The organism is Geodermatophilus sp. SYSU D00815, from assembly GCF_054050035.1.
This window is the reverse complement of the sequence record NZ_JBJGYO010000005.1, coordinates 255,459-270,591: the sequence shown is the minus strand read 5'-3', so window position 1 is coordinate 270,591 and position 15,133 is coordinate 255,459. Positions and strand designations below refer to the sequence as shown.

16 protein-coding genes are annotated in these 15,133 nt (G+C 76.8%); 6 read left to right on the top strand and 10 right to left on the bottom strand.

Annotated features, from left to right (window positions below; genetic code table 11):
* Positions 1-755: 755 nt before the first annotated feature.
* Positions 756-1,670 (top strand): ribonuclease Z, encoded by a 915-nt coding sequence (locus tag ACI78S_RS08670; protein ID WP_456972217.1) that lies wholly within the window; start codon positions 756-758, stop codon positions 1,668-1,670.
* A 36-nt stretch (positions 1,671-1,706) separates the two neighbouring features.
* Positions 1,707-1,883 (top strand): hypothetical protein, encoded by a 177-nt coding sequence (locus ACI78S_RS08665; RefSeq protein ID WP_456972215.1) that lies wholly within the window; start codon positions 1,707-1,709, stop codon positions 1,881-1,883.
* Between the two features lie 41 nt (positions 1,884-1,924).
* Here ACI78S_RS08665 and ACI78S_RS08660 read toward each other — a convergent pair whose 3' ends face one another.
* From ACI78S_RS08660 to ACI78S_RS08630, 7 genes are all read right to left on the bottom strand, one after another.
* Entirely contained in the window at positions 1,925-2,491 is a 567-nt protein-coding gene (locus tag ACI78S_RS08660) for a hemerythrin domain-containing protein (protein ID WP_456972213.1), read from the bottom strand.
* A gap of 85 nt (positions 2,492-2,576) precedes the next feature.
* Positions 2,577-3,572, bottom strand: coding sequence for a cytochrome d ubiquinol oxidase subunit II (locus ACI78S_RS08655; RefSeq protein ID WP_456972211.1), 996 nt, complete (start codon positions 3,570-3,572; stop codon positions 2,577-2,579).
* Complete coding sequence (locus ACI78S_RS08650; RefSeq protein ID WP_456972209.1) at positions 3,569-5,011, bottom strand: cytochrome ubiquinol oxidase subunit I; 1,443 nt, start codon at positions 5,009-5,011, stop codon at positions 3,569-3,571. Before ACI78S_RS08650 ends, ACI78S_RS08655 begins: the two co-directional genes overlap by 4 nt.
* 99 nt (positions 5,012-5,110) lie before the next feature.
* Positions 5,111-5,407: an STAS domain-containing protein gene (locus ACI78S_RS08645; protein ID WP_456972207.1), complete on the bottom strand. Its 297-nt coding sequence runs from the start codon at positions 5,405-5,407 to the stop codon at positions 5,111-5,113.
* A gap of 80 nt (positions 5,408-5,487) precedes the next feature.
* A complete protein-coding gene (locus tag ACI78S_RS08640; protein WP_456972205.1) occupies positions 5,488-6,102 on the bottom strand; it encodes a GerMN domain-containing protein in 615 nt (204 codons plus the stop codon).
* Positions 6,099-7,463: a sensor histidine kinase gene (locus ACI78S_RS08635; protein WP_456972203.1), complete on the bottom strand. Its 1,365-nt coding sequence runs from the start codon at positions 7,461-7,463 to the stop codon at positions 6,099-6,101. Before ACI78S_RS08635 ends, ACI78S_RS08640 begins: the two co-directional genes overlap by 4 nt.
* Positions 7,460-8,170, bottom strand: a complete 711-nt coding sequence (locus tag ACI78S_RS08630) for a response regulator (protein ID WP_456972201.1) — start codon at positions 8,168-8,170, stop codon at positions 7,460-7,462. The genes ACI78S_RS08635 and ACI78S_RS08630 overlap by 4 nt, the downstream gene beginning before the upstream one ends.
* A 113-nt stretch (positions 8,171-8,283) precedes the next feature.
* On the opposite strand from ACI78S_RS08630, the gene ACI78S_RS08625 reads away from it, so the two are divergent.
* Entirely contained in the window at positions 8,284-8,658 is a 375-nt protein-coding gene (locus ACI78S_RS08625; RefSeq protein WP_456972199.1) for an STAS domain-containing protein, read from the top strand.
* On the opposite strand, the gene ACI78S_RS08620 is transcribed toward ACI78S_RS08625, so the two are convergent.
* The 3 genes from ACI78S_RS08620 to ACI78S_RS08610 form a co-directional block, all read right to left on the bottom strand.
* Complete coding sequence (locus ACI78S_RS08620) at positions 8,632-8,880, bottom strand: hypothetical protein (RefSeq protein ID WP_456972197.1); 249 nt, start codon at positions 8,878-8,880, stop codon at positions 8,632-8,634. The genes ACI78S_RS08625 and ACI78S_RS08620 overlap by 27 nt on opposite strands.
* Positions 8,881-9,198: 318 nt before the next feature.
* The gene (locus ACI78S_RS08615) at positions 9,199-9,648 is read right to left on the bottom strand and encodes a hypothetical protein (RefSeq protein ID WP_456972195.1); all 450 of its coding nucleotides are present in this window, start codon (positions 9,646-9,648) and stop codon (positions 9,199-9,201) included.
* A 59-nt stretch (positions 9,649-9,707) separates the two neighbouring features.
* Entirely contained in the window at positions 9,708-11,192 is a 1,485-nt protein-coding gene (locus ACI78S_RS08610) for an amino acid permease (protein ID WP_456972223.1), read from the bottom strand.
* Positions 11,193-11,272: 80 nt separating this feature from the next.
* Between ACI78S_RS08610 and ACI78S_RS08605 the strand changes: the two genes are divergently transcribed.
* The 3 genes from ACI78S_RS08605 to ACI78S_RS08595 all read left to right on the top strand — a co-directional run bounded on the left by ACI78S_RS08605 (position 11,273) and on the right by ACI78S_RS08595 (position 15,072).
* On the top strand, positions 11,273-12,106 hold the full coding sequence (locus ACI78S_RS08605; RefSeq protein WP_456972193.1) for a hypothetical protein: 834 nt from the start codon (positions 11,273-11,275) through the stop codon (positions 12,104-12,106).
* A gap of 28 nt (positions 12,107-12,134) precedes the next feature.
* A complete protein-coding gene (locus tag ACI78S_RS08600; protein WP_456972191.1) occupies positions 12,135-13,787 on the top strand; it encodes a LuxR C-terminal-related transcriptional regulator in 1,653 nt (550 codons plus the stop codon).
* A 73-nt stretch (positions 13,788-13,860) separates the two neighbouring features.
* Positions 13,861-15,072 carry an NAD(P)/FAD-dependent oxidoreductase gene (locus ACI78S_RS08595; RefSeq protein ID WP_456972189.1) on the top strand — a complete coding sequence of 404 codons (1,212 nt, stop codon included), beginning with the start codon at positions 13,861-13,863 and terminating at the stop codon, positions 15,070-15,072.
* Positions 15,073-15,133 lie beyond the last annotated feature (61 nt).

Sequence of the window (15,133 nt, the reverse complement as noted above, 5' to 3'; positions counted from 1 at the left end):
GAGTCTGCCGCGCGCCAGGGTCAGCGCCCGGCCCCGCGCGACCCCGCCGCCCGGCCCCCCCCCCCCCCCCCCCCCCCCCCCCCCCCCCCCCCCCCCCCCCCCCCCCCCCCCCCCCCCCCCCCCCCCCCCCCCCCCCCCCCCCCCGCGACCACGCGGCGTCCAGCCCGAGCCGGTCCACGGTCGTGGCCAGCCGCCGGTCGAAGTACTGCCAGGAGTGGGTGAAGCCGAGGGTGACGACGCGGCTGTCGTCGTGGGCGAACTCCCAGAGGATGTAGCCGGCGCCCAGCCCGCCGCCGACGACGAGGAGCAGCGGCTCGCCCAGCGGGCCGTCGGGGCCGGTGACGCCGCGGTGCGCCAGCACGTTCGCCAGCGCCGCGGTGTCGGGGTCGGTGCCCCCGCGCAGCGTCCACCCGGCGTCCACGTCGGGCTTCCCCGCGGTGCCCAGGACGTGGGCGCGGGCGACGGCGTAGCGCTCACCCGTGCGGGCCATCCGCGCCCGGATGCGCGCCTTGAGCTGCTTGGCGACGGTCATGGTCGGACCTTCCCGGCTGCGCCCCGCGGCCGGCGGCTCCACGCGCCGCCCACCGCCGCAGCCGTCGGTCGTGCAGGCCATGGCTCGTCGGCGCCTCGAGGCTCCCGGAGTCCCCTTTGCCCCGCGGTGCCGGCCCGCGTGGAGAGCCGGTCTGGGGTTGGGCGTGAGGCCCGCCGGTCGCGAGCTTATCGAGCCCGGGAGGCGGGCCGGTAGCGTCCGCGCCGTGGCCGCCCGCGAGCTCGTCGTCCTCGGCACGGCCAGCCAGGCGCCCACCCGCACCCGCAACCACAACGGGTACTTCCTGCGCTGGGACGGCGAGGGGTTGCTGTTCGACCCGGGGGAGGGGACGCAGCGGCAGATGCTGCTGGCCGGGGTCCCGAGCTCGGCGGTCACGCGGCTGTGCCTGAGCCACTTCCACGGCGACCACTGCCTGGGCGTGCCGGGGGTGGTGCAGCGGCTGTCGCTGGACAGGGTGGCGCACCCGGTCGTGGCGCACTACCCGGCGTCCGGGGAGGTGTTCTTCGACCGGCTGCGGCACGCCTCGGTGTTCCACGAGACCGCCGAGCTGCGGGAGGAGCCGCTCACCGCCGACGGGCCGGTGGCCTCCGGCGCCTTCGGCACCCTGGAGGTGCGCCGGCTCGAGCACGTCGTCGAGTCCTTCGGCTACCGGCTCGTCGAGCCCGACGGCCGGCGGATGCTGCCCGCCGAGCTGGCCCGCGCGGGGATCTCGGGCCCCGACGTCGGCCGCCTGCAGCGCGAGGGCTCGATCGTCGTCGGCGGCCGCCGGGTGGACGTGGAGGCGGTCAGCGTGCCGCGGCCCGGCCAGCGGTTCGCCTTCGTCATGGACACCCGGCTCTGCGACGGCGTGCACGCCCTGGCCGACGGCACCGACCTGCTCGTCGTCGAGTCGACCTTCCTCGCCGCGGACGCCGACCTGGCCGAGCGGTACGGGCACCTCACCGCGGCCCAGGCCGGTGCGGTGGCGCGCCAGGGCGGCGTCCGGCTGCTCGTGCTGAGCCACTTCTCCCAGCGCTACCCCGACCCCGCCCGGTTCCGCGAGGAGGCCGCCGCGGAGTTCGGCGGGGAGATCGTCGTCGCCGCCGACCTCGACCGGATCGCCGTCCCGGCCCGCCGCTGAGGTGTCGCCCCCGGCGGGACGGGGCACGCACCTCCCATGGCGAAGAACAACGACCAGGACGCCCAGCGCGCCGCCGCCCGCGAGGCGAAGAAGCAGGGGGTGAGCCCCAGCGCCGCCGGCGCGACGACCGGGGCGTCGAAGCAGATCTCCACCGCGCGGCACGGCGAGGACCGGCACGAGCACGGGGGGAGCTCGGGGTCCGGCAAGAGCTGAGCCGCCCGCGGGCGCCCCCGGCCCGGCCGACGCCGGCCGGGTCAGGCGCTGGTCGACCGGCCGGTCAGCTTGTCGCGCAGCCGGTCGACCATGCCGACGCCGGGACCGACCAGCTTGTGGAACAGCTCGCTGTGCGGGGCGGCCGGGTGGGGGCGGGTCGGGGCCGCCTTCTTCGCGGTCTCCACCTTCTTCCCCATCTCGACGAGCTGCTCGCTCGACAGCTGCGCGCGCAGGAGGGGGAACTGCTCGGTCTCCTCGTCGGTGACGTGGTCGCGCAGCACCGCCTCGAGGCGGCCGAGGACCTCGAGGAACCGGGCGTCGGCGGCGTCGACGCCCTCGAGCTCCTTCATGACCTCCTCGAGCTGCTGGTGCTCCTCGACGTCGTGCTGGACCTTGCTCTCGCCGTCGGGCAGGTGGTCGCGCATGGCCGGGTAGACGTACATCTCCTCGGCCACCGAGTGCCGCATGAGCTCGGCGATGACCGTGTCGGCCATGTCGCGGCGCTGCGCGGCGTCCGCCGCCGGGATCTGGCCCACCAGCGCGAGGACCTCCTGGTGGTCGGCGGTCAGGATGTCGACGACGTCCTGGTTGCCCGTGCTCGCGGTCATGTCGTCCTCACCTCGGGTGTGCTCTCGGACTGCTCGCTGCCCCGGTTGCCGTACCCCGGCGGGCGCCACCGCACGCCGCGCGGGGTCAGAGGTGTTCCAGCCGCCCGCGCTGCGCCAGCGTGAACAGCAGGGCCATGGCCGGGACGACGAGCACCAGGGCGACCGCGGCCACCACGGTGAGCGCCCACAGCGTCGGCGCCGGGGCCGCCGCCTCGGCGATCGGCAGCCGCGTGCCCAGCAGGTACGGGTACTGCGCCACGCCCCACCCGACGACGACCGCGGCCACGGCCAGGACGGCGAGCGCCTGCACCAGCCGCGGCGCGGCCCGGCGCAGCAGCACCAGCGCGGCCAGGCCGGCGAGGCCGGAGGCCAGCACCAGGGGCAGCCCGCGGCCGAGCAGCCCGTCGAACAGGCGGGGCGCGTCCGCCGCCAGCACCCAGATGCCGGCGAGGGCGAGGGCGCCGCAGACCCCGCCGGCCAGCCACGCGCGGTTCCTGAAGTACCCCTCCAGCCCGGGGTCGTCGCGCCGCCGGGCCTCGGCGACGAGGAACACGGCGGCGAGGTAGGCGCAGGCGGCGACGGCGAGCACGCCGCCGAGCAGCGACGTGGGGTTCAGCCAGCTGCCGACGGGGTCGCCGCCGCCGGCGGCGGGGACCCGGCCGGAGGCGATGCCGCCGGCCACGGTCCCGAAGAAGAACGGGGTGAGCACCGACGACACCGCGAACGCCGCGCCGGTCACCCGCTGCTGGTCGGTGCGGACCATGACCGAGCGGAACGCGAACCCGGCGCCGCGCGCCACGATGCCGAGCGCGGCCAGCCCCAGCGGGACGTACAGCGTGGTCGTGATCGCGGCGAAGGCGGACGGGAAGCCGGTCCACAGCATGACCAGGCAGAAGATCAGCCAGACGTGGTTGGCCTCCCACACCGGCCCGAGCGCCGCGTCGACGAGGTGCCGGGGACGGCGGCCCCGCTGCGCCCCGCCCGCGGTGAGGTCCCAGAAGCCGGCCCCGTAGTCGGCGCCGCCCAGGACGGCGTAGGCCAGCACGCCGGTGAAGAGCACGACCGCGGCGACGGTGCTCACGCCTGTTCCCCCGCCGCCTCCGGTTCGCGCGCCCGCGACGGGCCGTACGGCACGTCCCCGGTGTCGCCCGCCTCCCCGCCGCCGGCGTCCTCCGCGGCCCAGCGCCGGCGCAGCAGGCGCAGGGCCAGCACGGTGCCGACCGTGAGCGCGGCGTACAGGGCCACCGTGGCCCCGTAGAACAGCCAGAGGTTGCCCTCGGTGGCGACGGCGTCGCGGGTGAGCATGTGGCCGACCACGATCCAGGGCTGGCGGCCCACCTCGGTCACGATCCAGCCGGCCTCCAGCGCGATCACGGCCAGCACGCCCGAGACGGCGGTGGCGCGCAGGAACCAGCGGCTCTGCGGCATCCGTCGCCGCCGCCACCAGGCCAGCCCCCACCACGCGGAGAGGGCCAGCAGCGCGAAGCCGATCGAGACCATCACGTCGAAGGCCCAGTGCACGACGTTGACCAGCCGGTCCGAGGGGCGGACCTCCTCCGGGATCTCCTCGAGGCCGAGGATCCGGGTGTCGGGGCTCTCGCCGGCGAGGATCGACGCGCCCCACGGGATCTCGATGCCGTACCGGACCTCGCCGTCGACCAGGATCCCGCCGAGCGTCAGCGGCACGTGCGTGTCGGTCTCCACGACCGCCTCGATCGCGGCGAACTTGGCCGGCTGCTCCTGGAACACCTCGCGGGCGGCGATGTCGCCGACGACCACCTGCAGCGGCGCGCAGACGGCGGCGACGGTGAAGGGGATGGCCAGCCCGAGCCGGTGGTAGCGGTCGCGCCGGCCGCGCAGCATGCCGACGGCGTACACGCCGGCCACGGTGAAGCCGGCGACCATGTAGGCGGCCAGCAGCATGTGCACGGCCTCGTGCCAGAAGGCGCCGTTGAGGAGCACCTCCACCGGCCGGACGTCGACGACCTCCCCGTCGCGCACCGTGAACCCCGCCGGCTGGTTCATCCAGGCGTTGGCCGCCACCACCGACGCCGTGCCCCCGATCCCGGAGAGCACGATCGGCGCGCCCGACCAGAAGTGCGGCCAGGGGCGCATCCGCTTCCAGCCGTAGAGGTAGATGGCGACGAAGATCGCCTCGAGGAAGAAGAACAGCCCCTCCACGGCGAACGGGATGCCGAAGGCCGCCCCGTAGGCGCCCATCAGGCCCGGCCACAGCAGCCCCAGCTCGAACGACAGCACGGTGCCCGAGACGGCCCCGACGGCGAACAGGACACCGGCCACCTGCGACCACCGGCGGGCCAGCAGCAGCGCCTCGTCGTCCCCGCGCCGCAGGCCGCGCCAGTTGGCCAGCAGCATCAGGAAGGTGAACGCGACGCCGAACGGCACCAGGACGATGTGGAAGCCCAGCGTGAACGCCATCTGCTGCCGTGCCGGCAGCAGCTGCTCGGGGTCGGCGGCGGCGAGCAGGTCGACGCCCGCGGCCGCGATCGTGGGCACCACCGTGGACGGGCTCCTCGGAGGGGAGGTGCGCGGGCGGCGCCGCCTACGGGCTGGGCGACGTCGCGCCGAGCGTATCGGCGCCCGGCGCGGCGCGCGGGCTCAACGCGGCCGCGCGCCCGCCCCCGGCTCGAGCACCAGCACGCCCCCGCCCTCGGCCAGCGACCGCGCCACGTCGCGCAGCACGTGCAGACCGGCGGCGTCGACGGCCTGCACGTCCTGCAGATCCACGAGCACGCGGGCGTGGCCGCTGCGGCGCAGCGACTCCACGGTGCCGCGCACCAGGTCGGCGCCCTGCACGGTGAGGTGCCCGCTGACGCGCACCGAGCCCCGGCGCGGGTCGACGACCTCGGTCATGGACGGGGACTCGGCCGGGGAGGTCGGGCGCGGGGTGCTCATGCCCCCAGCCTGGCAGCCCGCCCGCGACCGGCCCAGCCCCGCGCGGCACTCGTCACGAGCTCGTCATGCGGCCGCCGACCTCAGGACGGCGGGGCGACGGTGAGCGCCGCGTAGTCGGCGGCGGTGAGCGGCTCGGAGGTCAGCTCCCCGGAGGGCAGCGGCGCCTCCAACGGGTCGCCGTCGAGGGTGAGGAGCACCTCCCGCACCTCCGGCAGGCTGGTCGCGGTGAGCACCAGCTGCCCGACGGCGCGGCGGGACTGCTCGCCCGAGGGCACGTCCCCGGTGCCGGCCAGGTCGACCGTCGCCGTGCCGCCGTCGAACGCGGTCACGGTCAGCCGGACACCGGGCGGCAGGGCCGTCGTCAGCTCGTCGTCCCGCTCGCCCGCGGTGGGGCCGCCGGCCAGCTGCTCGAGCAGGTCGGCCAGCCGCTGGCGCGGCGTGCCGCCGGTGACGTCGCGGCCGCTGGCCACCAGCACGTCGTCCGGGCCCACCAGGTACACCCGCGGCTGGTCGGCGCGCGGGGCCGAGCTCGTCGGGGCCGGGGTGGTGGGCGTGGGCTCGGCCAGCCCGTAGGGGACGTCGGACGGCGCGATCGACTCGGGCGCGCCCCCGGTCGGCACACCGCAGCCGGCCAGCACCGCGAGGGTCGTGACGGCGGGGCACAGGACGGCGACCAGCCGGGCGCGGGCGCTCACGACGGCTCCGCCGGCAGGGACAGCGTCATCCGGGCGCCGCCGTCGGGGGCCGCCGCGCACCAGGCGGCGCCACCGTGCCTGGCGGCGGTCTCCGCGACGATCGCCAGGCCGAGGCCGGCGCCGGGCAGGGAGCGGCGCCCGGCGTGGACGCCGCGGGTGAACCGCTCGAAGACGCGGTCGCGGTCCTCCGGCGGGATCCCGGGGCCGGCGTCGTCGACCGTCAGCACGACCGAGCCGTCGCGCCGCTCGACCCCGACGCGGCGCGGCCCGCCGGCGTGCCGGTCGGCGTTGTCCAGCAGGTTGCGCAGGGCGCGCTCGAGCTGCCGCTTGTCCCCGCGGACGACCGCCGGCCCGTCGGCGGACAGCAGCGCGGGCGGCCGGCCGGTCGCGGCCACCACCTCGCGGGCCAGCGCGGCGACGTCCACCGCCGGCCGGTCGTCGTCCCCGGCGCCGCTGTCCAGGCGGGCGAGCTCGAGCAGGTCGTCGAGGGTGGTGCGGAAGCGGCGGAGCTGCTCCTCCACCAGGGCCAGCGCCTGCTGCGCGCGCGGGCTCAGCTCCTCGCGCCGGGCACCGAGCACCTCGACGCTGGTGGTCAGGCTGGTGAGCGGGCTGCGCAGCTCGTGGCTGACGTCGCCGACGAAGCGGGCGTCGCGCTCGATGCGGGCGGCGAGCGCGTCCACCATCGTGTTGAAGCTGCCGACGATCGCCACCAGGTCGGGGTCGTCGGTCGCCGGCAGGCGCGTGGTCAGCTCGCCGGCGGCGATGCGGCTCGCGGCCCCGGCGACCTGGTCGAGCGGGTGCACCACCCGGCGGCTGGCCCACACGCCGAAGCCGGCGCCCGCGGCGGTCGCGGTCACCGCGCCGGCGCCCAGCACCGCGGCCAGGGTGCGCAGCACGCCCTGCAGCTCCACCAGCGGGGCCACTTCGTAGAACTCCAGCCCCGCGGCGGCCACCGGGACGCCGATCACCAGCCGCGGCCCGTCCGCCGAGGAGGTGCGGACGGTCCCCGCGGCGCCGTCCCGGACCAGCTCGCGCAACTGCGCCGGGACGTCGCGGGCCCCGACGTCGAGGCTGGAGGAGTACCACGCGTCGCCGCTGCGCACGACGACGTCGGACCCGCCGGGGGAGATCTCCGAGAGGACGTCGCCCACCTCGGCGCCGGCCGTCGCCAGCCGGCTGCGCAGCAGGTCGGCGTCGGCGAACGCCTGCCGGGTGGCCGTGCTCTCCCGCTGGTCGAGCAGGTACCCGCGGGCCAGCAGGAAGGTGGTGACCACGAGCACCGCGGAGACCAGCAGCGCGCCGGCGCCGAAGGCGAGGACGATGCGCGCCCGCAGGCCGCGCGGCCCGGGCGCGCGCCTCACCGCGGGTCCAGCCGGTAGCCCAGCCCCCGGACGGTCACCACCAGCCGCGGCGCGCCGGGGTCCAGCTCGACCTTGGTGCGCAGCCGGCGGATGTGCACGTCGACGATGCGCTCGTCGCCGAAGTAGCCGTGCTGCCAGACCCGCTCCAGCAGGTCCTGCCGGCTGAGCACCCGGCCGGGGACGGCGGCCAGCTCGCACAGCAACCGGAACTCGGTGACGGTCAGGGGCAGCTGCACCTCGCCGCGGTGCACCGTGCCGCGCTCCTCGCGCAGCACCAGCGGGCCCGCCGGGTCGCGGTCCAGGACCACCTCGCGGGGCGGCTCGTCGCGCACCGGCGTGCCGGCGCCGGCCCGGCGGCGCAGCGCGCGCAGGCGGGCGGTGATCTCCTTGACCTGGAACGGCTTGGTCACGTAGTCGTCGGCGCCGGCCTCCAGCGCCGCGACGATGTCGTGCGTGTCGGCCCGCGCGCTGACCACGATGATCGGCAGGTCGTGCGACCGGCGCACGTGCCGGACGACGCCGTACCCGTCCATCCGGCCGAGCATGAGGTCGAGCACCATCAGGTCGGGGGGCGCGGCGTCGACCGCGGCGCAGGCGTCCTCGCCGCTGGCGGCCTCGTCGACCGCGTAGCCCTCGTCCTCCAGCGCCCAGCGCAGCGCGGTGCGGATGTGGTCGTCGTCCTCGACGATCAGCAGACGCGGGGGCACGTCGCCCCATGCTGCCACCGCGGCCGGGGCGCGACCGCCGCGGCGGCGGACCGTCACGGAATCGCAAAGCCGCCGTCCGGGGGATCGCAATGTGGCCCGGGGACGCTCGTGCCATGACCGGCGTGGCGACCCGCGGCGACGACCCGGCCCGCGACGGCGACGAGGTCGTCGTCGCCCTCGACGACGGGGTGCTGGCCGACGGGTACGCCGACGCGCGCTGGCTGCTGCGCGACGCGCTGCTCGCCGGGGCCCGGCGGATCGTCGTCGACGTCAGCGGGGTGCACGCGCTGGGCAGCCCGGCGCTGGCCAGCTTCCTGTGGGCGCACCGGGTCTGCCGGGCCCGCGGCGGGGCGGTCGTGCTGCGCGGGGCCGACCGGCGCACCCGCGACATGCTCCACCGCACCGGGCTGTGGCGGGTCCTGCAGCTGCAGAAGGGGCCGGCGCGCGGGCGCGGGCGCCGCTCAGCGGGCGGGCGGTCCGACCTCTGACACCGGCGCGCTCGGGGCGTGGCCGCGCTCGGCGCGGTAGGCGTAGAGCCGCTCCCGGTCCGGCAGCGCGTGGCCGCGGGGGCAGACCAGCGTGCCGACGTGGCCGACGTAGACGGGGACGCCAAGAACCCCGTGCAGGTGGCGACCCGCCCGCTGCACCAGCCGGTGGTCGCAGCGCGGGCAGTGGAGGTTGTGCAGGGACTGGACCCAGACCGCATCCATGGCCCCAGGCTGCGTGCCCGCCACGCGGCGCAGCGACCCGTCCCCGGCGTGTTCGGGGAAGCGTCACGGGATCGCAATGCGCCCGGCCGCGATCGTGACGGTTCCGGGACGACTCGTCCCACCGCGTGCGCCGGGAGCGGCGGGCGGCGGCCCGGGCGGCATCGTGCGGTGCGTCCACCGACGTCGAGGAGGCGCCCGTGTCCTGCACGCGCTGCGGCGCCGCGCACCAGCGCGGCCGGTTCTGCACGACCTGCGGCCGGCGGCTGCCGCCGTCCGGGGTGCTGCGCGCGGTGCGGCTCGCGCCCCGCACGCCGCCGGTCAGCGGCCGGGAGGCAGGGAGCGCTCGGCCAGGGCGCTGACCGCCGCGGCGCCGAGGGCGTCCACCTCGGCCGCGAGCACGTGCAGCGGCAGCGGGCCGGGCGCGCGCAGGCGGGCGGCGAGCCGGTCGGCGGCCGCCGCCACCCGGTCGGCGCCGCTGCCGGCCAGTTCGGGCGGCGGCCCGGCGTCCCACGGCTCGCCCACCTCGGCGGAGAGGCCGGGGTAGCGGCGGAGGAAGTCGGCGCACCCGGCGGCCAGCCGCCACCAGGTGCCGGCGGCGAGCTCCGGCGCCGGAGCCGCCGTCGCCCACCGCAGCAGCCGGACGACGTCGCCCCACACCACGTCGGAGACCACCCCCTGCACCGCCGACGGCGCCGGTGGTCGGTGGGCGAGCACCAGGCCGTGCGCCGCCGCGGGGTCGAACAGGGTCCTGCGCAGCTCGTCGTCCACGTGGTCGACGCTGCCGCGCCCGGCCGACAGCGCGATGACCGCCGGCTGGGGACCGGCTGTCAGTTCCGCGCCGCCGGGGCGGCCTCCCGCCCGGTCCCCGTCGCCGCGCGCCAGCGCGAGTGCCGGTAGCCGTATCCGAAGTAGACGAGGAAGCCCAGCGCCATCCAGGCGAGGAACCGCAGCCAGGTCTCCAGCTCGAGGTTCGCCATCAGGTAGAAGCAGGCCAGCGCCGACAGCCACGGCAGCCACGGCGAGAGCGGCACCCGGAACGCGCGCCGCAGCTGGGGGCGGGTCTTCCGCAGCCGCGGCACGGCGAGGGAGACCAGCACGAAGGCGAACAGCGTGCCGATGCTCACCAGGTTGGCCAGCTCCTCCAGCGGCACGAGCGCCGCCATGACCAGGACGACGGCGGAGTAGATCAGCGTCATGCGCACCGGGGTGCCGGTGCGCGGGCTCACCCTCGCGATCGACATCGGCAGCAGCCCGTCGCGGCCCATGGCGAAGCCGATCCGGCTGACCGTGAGCAGGTCGACGAGGATCACCGAGGTCAGGCCGGCGACCGCGGCGAGGGAGATCAGGGCCGAGGCCCAGCCCAGCCCGTTCTGGGCGAAGGCGTCGGCGATCGGGGCGCCCTCGTCGATGTCGGTGTACTTCACCATCCCGACCACGACGAACGAGACGCCGACGTAGAGGGCCGTCGACAGGGCCAGCGTGCCGAGCAGCCCCAGCGGCAGGTCGCGACCGGGGCGCCGGGTCTCCTCGCCGAGGTTCGCCACGGCCTCGAAGCCGGTGTAGGAGAAGAAGACGACGGCGGCCGCGGTGAGGATGCCGCCGACGCCGAAGACGGCGGGGTCGAGGCCGAACGCCCACCCGACCAGCGGCTGCTCGAGGCCGCTCGCGCCGGCACTGCCCTCCGACTGCGGCACGAACGGGGTGAGGTTGGCGCCGGTGACGAACCAGGCGCCCGCGACGACGACGAAGACGCAGATGGCGACCTTGACGATCACCAGCGCGCCGGTGACCCGGGCCGACTCGCGGATGCCGAGCACCGCGACCAGCGTCAGGACGAGCACGATGAGCACGGCCCCGACGTTGACCACCGAGTCCTCGCCGAACATCGACGGCGGCAGGTCGAGCAGGTTGCCCACGTACCCCGACCAGCCGCGGGCGACGACCGCGGCCCCGAGCGCGAACTCCAGGAACAGGTCCCAGCCGATCACCCAGGCCATGAGCTCGCCGGCGGTGGCGAAGGCGTAGGAGTAGGCGCTGCCCGCCGTCGGCACCGAGGAGGCGAGCTCGGCGTAGCAGAGCGCGGCGAGGACGGCGACGACGCCGGCGACGACGAAGGAGATCACCACGGCCGGCCCGGCGGTGTTCCTCGCCTGCACGCCGGTGAGGGTGAAGATGCCGGTGCCGATCACCACGCCGATGCCGAAGCCGACGAGGTGCCGGGCGGAGAGGTTCCGGCGGAGCTTGCCGACGCCGGTGGCCTCGCCCTCCGACTCCCCGATGTGCTCGACCGGCTTGGTGCGGAACACGTGCATCGCCACGACCGACCCCCGTACCCGCGGGACGTGCCCCGCCACACGTGACGCGGGCCGCCCCGGCCGCGCACCCTGGAGGGGTGTTCGACGTCGACTGGATGGGGATGCTCACGCGCGAGGTGCTGCGCGAGCGGGTGCCGGCGCTGGTGGCCGAGGCGTGCGCGTGGAGCGTGGGCCTGTCCGACCAGCCGCACCACCTGCGCCACCGCGGCCGGCTGGTCGCCACCGGGATGACGATCGGGGTGCGGGCGGCCTCCGGGCAGGCGCTGTCGGGGGAGGAGGACGGCCGGCTGGAGCTCGGCGACGCGCGGCCGGGCAGCTTCGCCGACGCGCTCAACGCCGTCACCGCCGACGGCGGCACCTACGCCGACCGGCTCGACCGCGAGGTGCTCGAACCGTTCGTGCAGCAGACCTGCGTGCTCGCCGCCGAGCGCGCCCGGGACACCCGCCGGGGGGCGTGGGCGGAGCTGCTCGACGAGCTCGGCGAGGACGGCGGCGACCTCGGCGACGTCGTCCGGGCGGGGGACTGGGAGACGCCGCTGCGCGCCGAGGCCGAGCACCTGCTGCTGGCCGCGCTGGGCGACGTGCCGCTGGCCGAGGTCGAGGCGGAGGGGCTGCCGCTGTCCGTCGTCCGGGCCGCCGAGGCCGCCGCCCGGGGCGCGGTGCCGGCGCCCGAGCCCGAGCCGGCCGACCTCGGCGGCGCCCGGTTCCTCGCCGAGGCCGCGCTGCGGTCCTCCGGCCTGCCGCTGCCGGTCCCGCCGGCCGAGGCCGGCCGGCTGCTCGAGCTGCTGCTCACCGAGGGGCTCGAGCCCGACGAGATCCAGCCGCTGCTGGCCGACCTGCCGGTGGAGCCGGCCACCGCCGTCCAGGTGGCCGCCGTGCTCGCCGCCGCCGGCGACGAGCCCCACCGATAGCGGCCCCCGCCGGTGGCACCATTCCGGTGTGGAGGTCCCCGTCCGGGAGCTGCTCGAGCGGATCCGCACGGCGCTGCGCGCCGGCGACGCCGCCACGGCCCGCCGCCTGCTGGAGCGGCTCGGCCCCGACGCGCCCGAGGGTGAGCTGGCGGAACTGCGCGGCTCCGCCGCGTACCTCGACCTCGACTTCCCGCGGGCGGCCGAGGAGTGGGAGCGCGCCTACGCCGCCTACCGCCGCGATGCGAACAGCACCCGGGCGATCCGCATGGCGCGGAACCTCGGCGGCGTCCACTTCGCGATGCTCGACAACCGCGCGGTCGCCGCCGGGTGGCAGGCCCGCGCCCGCACGCTGCTGTCCGAGGTGCCGCAGGAGGCGGAAGCGGGCTGGGTGGCGCTCGACGCCGCCATGTTCGACCCCGACCGCACACGCAAGGAGGCCTGCCTGCGGGAGGCGCTGGCTGCGGCCCGGCGTGCCGGTGACGCCGACCTGGAGTGCGCCGCGCTCGCCTACCTGGGGGCGTCCATGGTGCACGGCGACCGGATCGAGGCGGGCATGGCGCTGCTGGACGAGGCGCTGGCCGCTGTGGCCGGCGGTGAGGTCGACGACTTCTTCGTCCTCGAGGAGATCTTCTGCCAGCTCTTCTCCGCCTGCGAGCACGCCTGCGACATCCGGCGGGCCGACGAGTGGATCGCGGTCGGCGAGGCGATCGCGGCGCGGCGGAACCTGCCGGCGGTCTCGGGCTTCTGCCGCACGCACTACGGCGGTGTGCTGACGACCGCCGGACGGTGGCCGGAGGCCGAGGAGGCGCTCGTCGCCGCTGTCCGGCTGTGGGACCTGGGCCGCCGGTCCGCCCTGCGCACGGGCGCGCTGGTCCGGCTGGCCGACCTGAGGGTCCGGCAGGGCCGATTCGACGAGGCGGGCCAACTGCTCGAGGGCCTCGACCTCGCCGTCGCCGAGGAGGCGGCCCGCCCGCTGGCCGCGGTCCACCTCGCCCGGGGCGAGGTGGAACTCGCCGGCGACGTCCTCGAGCGGGCACTGGCCCGGCAGGACCCGGTGAGCGCCGACGCGGCGCCGCTGTGGGCCCTCCTGGTCGACGTGCACCTGGCGTCCGGCCGGGCGGACGCGGCGGACGAGGCCGCCGAGAGGGCCGCCCGGTGCGCGGAACGGCTGCCCGCCCCCCACCTGGTGGCGATGGCCGCACTCGCCCGCGGGCAGGTCTGCCTGGCCACCGGCGCCGACCCGGCCGACTGCCTGCGGCAGGCGCTGGCCGGGTTCAGCAGCGCGCAGATGCCGAGGGAGCTGGCCCGGACGCGGATGGCGCTGTCGCGAGCCCTGGTCTCCCGCCGTCCCGAAGTCGCGCGGGCCGAGGCGCGCGCCGCCCTCGACGAGTTCCGACGACTGCGTGCCGACCGCGACGCCGACGAGGCCGCCGCGCTCCTGCGGTCCCTGGGGGTCCGCCCGGCGAGCGCCCGCCCGGACGGAGGGCCGCTCACCGCGCGCGAGGCGGAGGTGCTGGACCTGATCGGTCACGGGGTGTCCAACCCGGAGATCGCGCGGAGGTTGTTCATCAGCCGGAAGACCGTCGAGCACCACGTCGCCAACGTGCTGGCCAAGCTCGGCCTTCGCAGCCGGGCGGAGGCGGCGGCCTACGCCGTGCGGGAGGTCCCGGGCCCGAGATAGGGGAGCTCACCGATCCCTCCGCGGCGTGGACGGGCCACCGTTTCGCCGTCCCGTCCACGGAGGAGGTCCGGCCATGACCCAGCAGTACGACGTGATCGTCGTCGGCGCCCGCTGCGCAGGTTCCCCGACGGCGGTGCTCCTCGCCCGCGCGGGGCACCGGGTGCTGCTCGTCGACCGCGCGACGTTCCCGAGCGACACGATCTCCACCCACATGATCCACGCCCCGGGCGTCGCCGCGCTGCGACGGTGGGGGCTGCTGGACGCGGTCCTGGCGACCGGCTGCCCGCCGATCGACACCTATTCGTTCGACTTCGGGCCGTTCACCCTCGCCGGGACGCCACACCCGTGCGAGGGCGGCTCCACCGGCTACGCCCCTCGCCGGTACCTGCTGGACGCGATCCTGGTCGAGACGGCGGCCGCCGCCGGCGCCGAGGTGCGCGAGCGCTTCTCGGTGCAGGAGCTGCTCCTGGAGGACGGCGCCGTGGTCGGGGTCCGAGGGCACGGGCCGGGGGGTCGCGAGACCACGGAGCGGGCGCGCGTCGTCGTCGGGGCCGACGGCCGCAGCTCACGGGTGGCCCGAGCCGTCCGGGCCCCGGAATACCGGACGAAGCCGCGGCTGCAGTTCGGCTGCTACACCTACTGGCACGGCCTGCCGGTCGACGGCTTCTGCACGGTGGCCCGCCCCCGCCGCGGCTGGGGTGCGATCCCCACCAACGACGGGGCGACCCTCGTCGTCGTGGGCTGGCCCGACGCGGAGGTGCCTGCGTACAGAGCCGACGTCGAGCGCAACTACCTGGCGACGCTGGACCTGGTCCCCGAGTTCGCCGAACGGGTACGGGCGGCGACGCGGGTCGCCCCGTTCGTGGGCGCCGGGGAGCGCGGCTTCCTGCGCAGGCCCTTCGGGCCCGGGTGGGCGCTGGTCGGTGACGCCGGCCTGACCATGGACCCGATCACCGCGCAGGGCATGACGAACGCGTTCCTAGACGCAGAGGCGTGCGCGACCGCGCTCGACACGGTGCTGGACGGGCGCGCCGCGTTCGACGACGCCCTCCTGGCCTACCAGCGCGCCCGGGACGCGCGCGTGCTGCCGATGTACGAGTTCACCGCCGGGTTGGCCACCCTCGAGCCGCCGCCGCCCGACGTGGGACGGCTGCTGTCGGCGGCGGCGGGCGACCGGCGGGCTGCGGACGACTTCGCCTCGGTCGTCGCGGGCACCCTGTCGCCGGCCGAGTTCTTCTCACCCGACAACGCCGCCCGCGTCCCGCACGGAGCGGTCGTCGTGTGACGGCCGGCCGCCGACGCCTCTCCTGCGGCGCCACCGGGCCGTGCTGCGCCGGAGAGGGTCC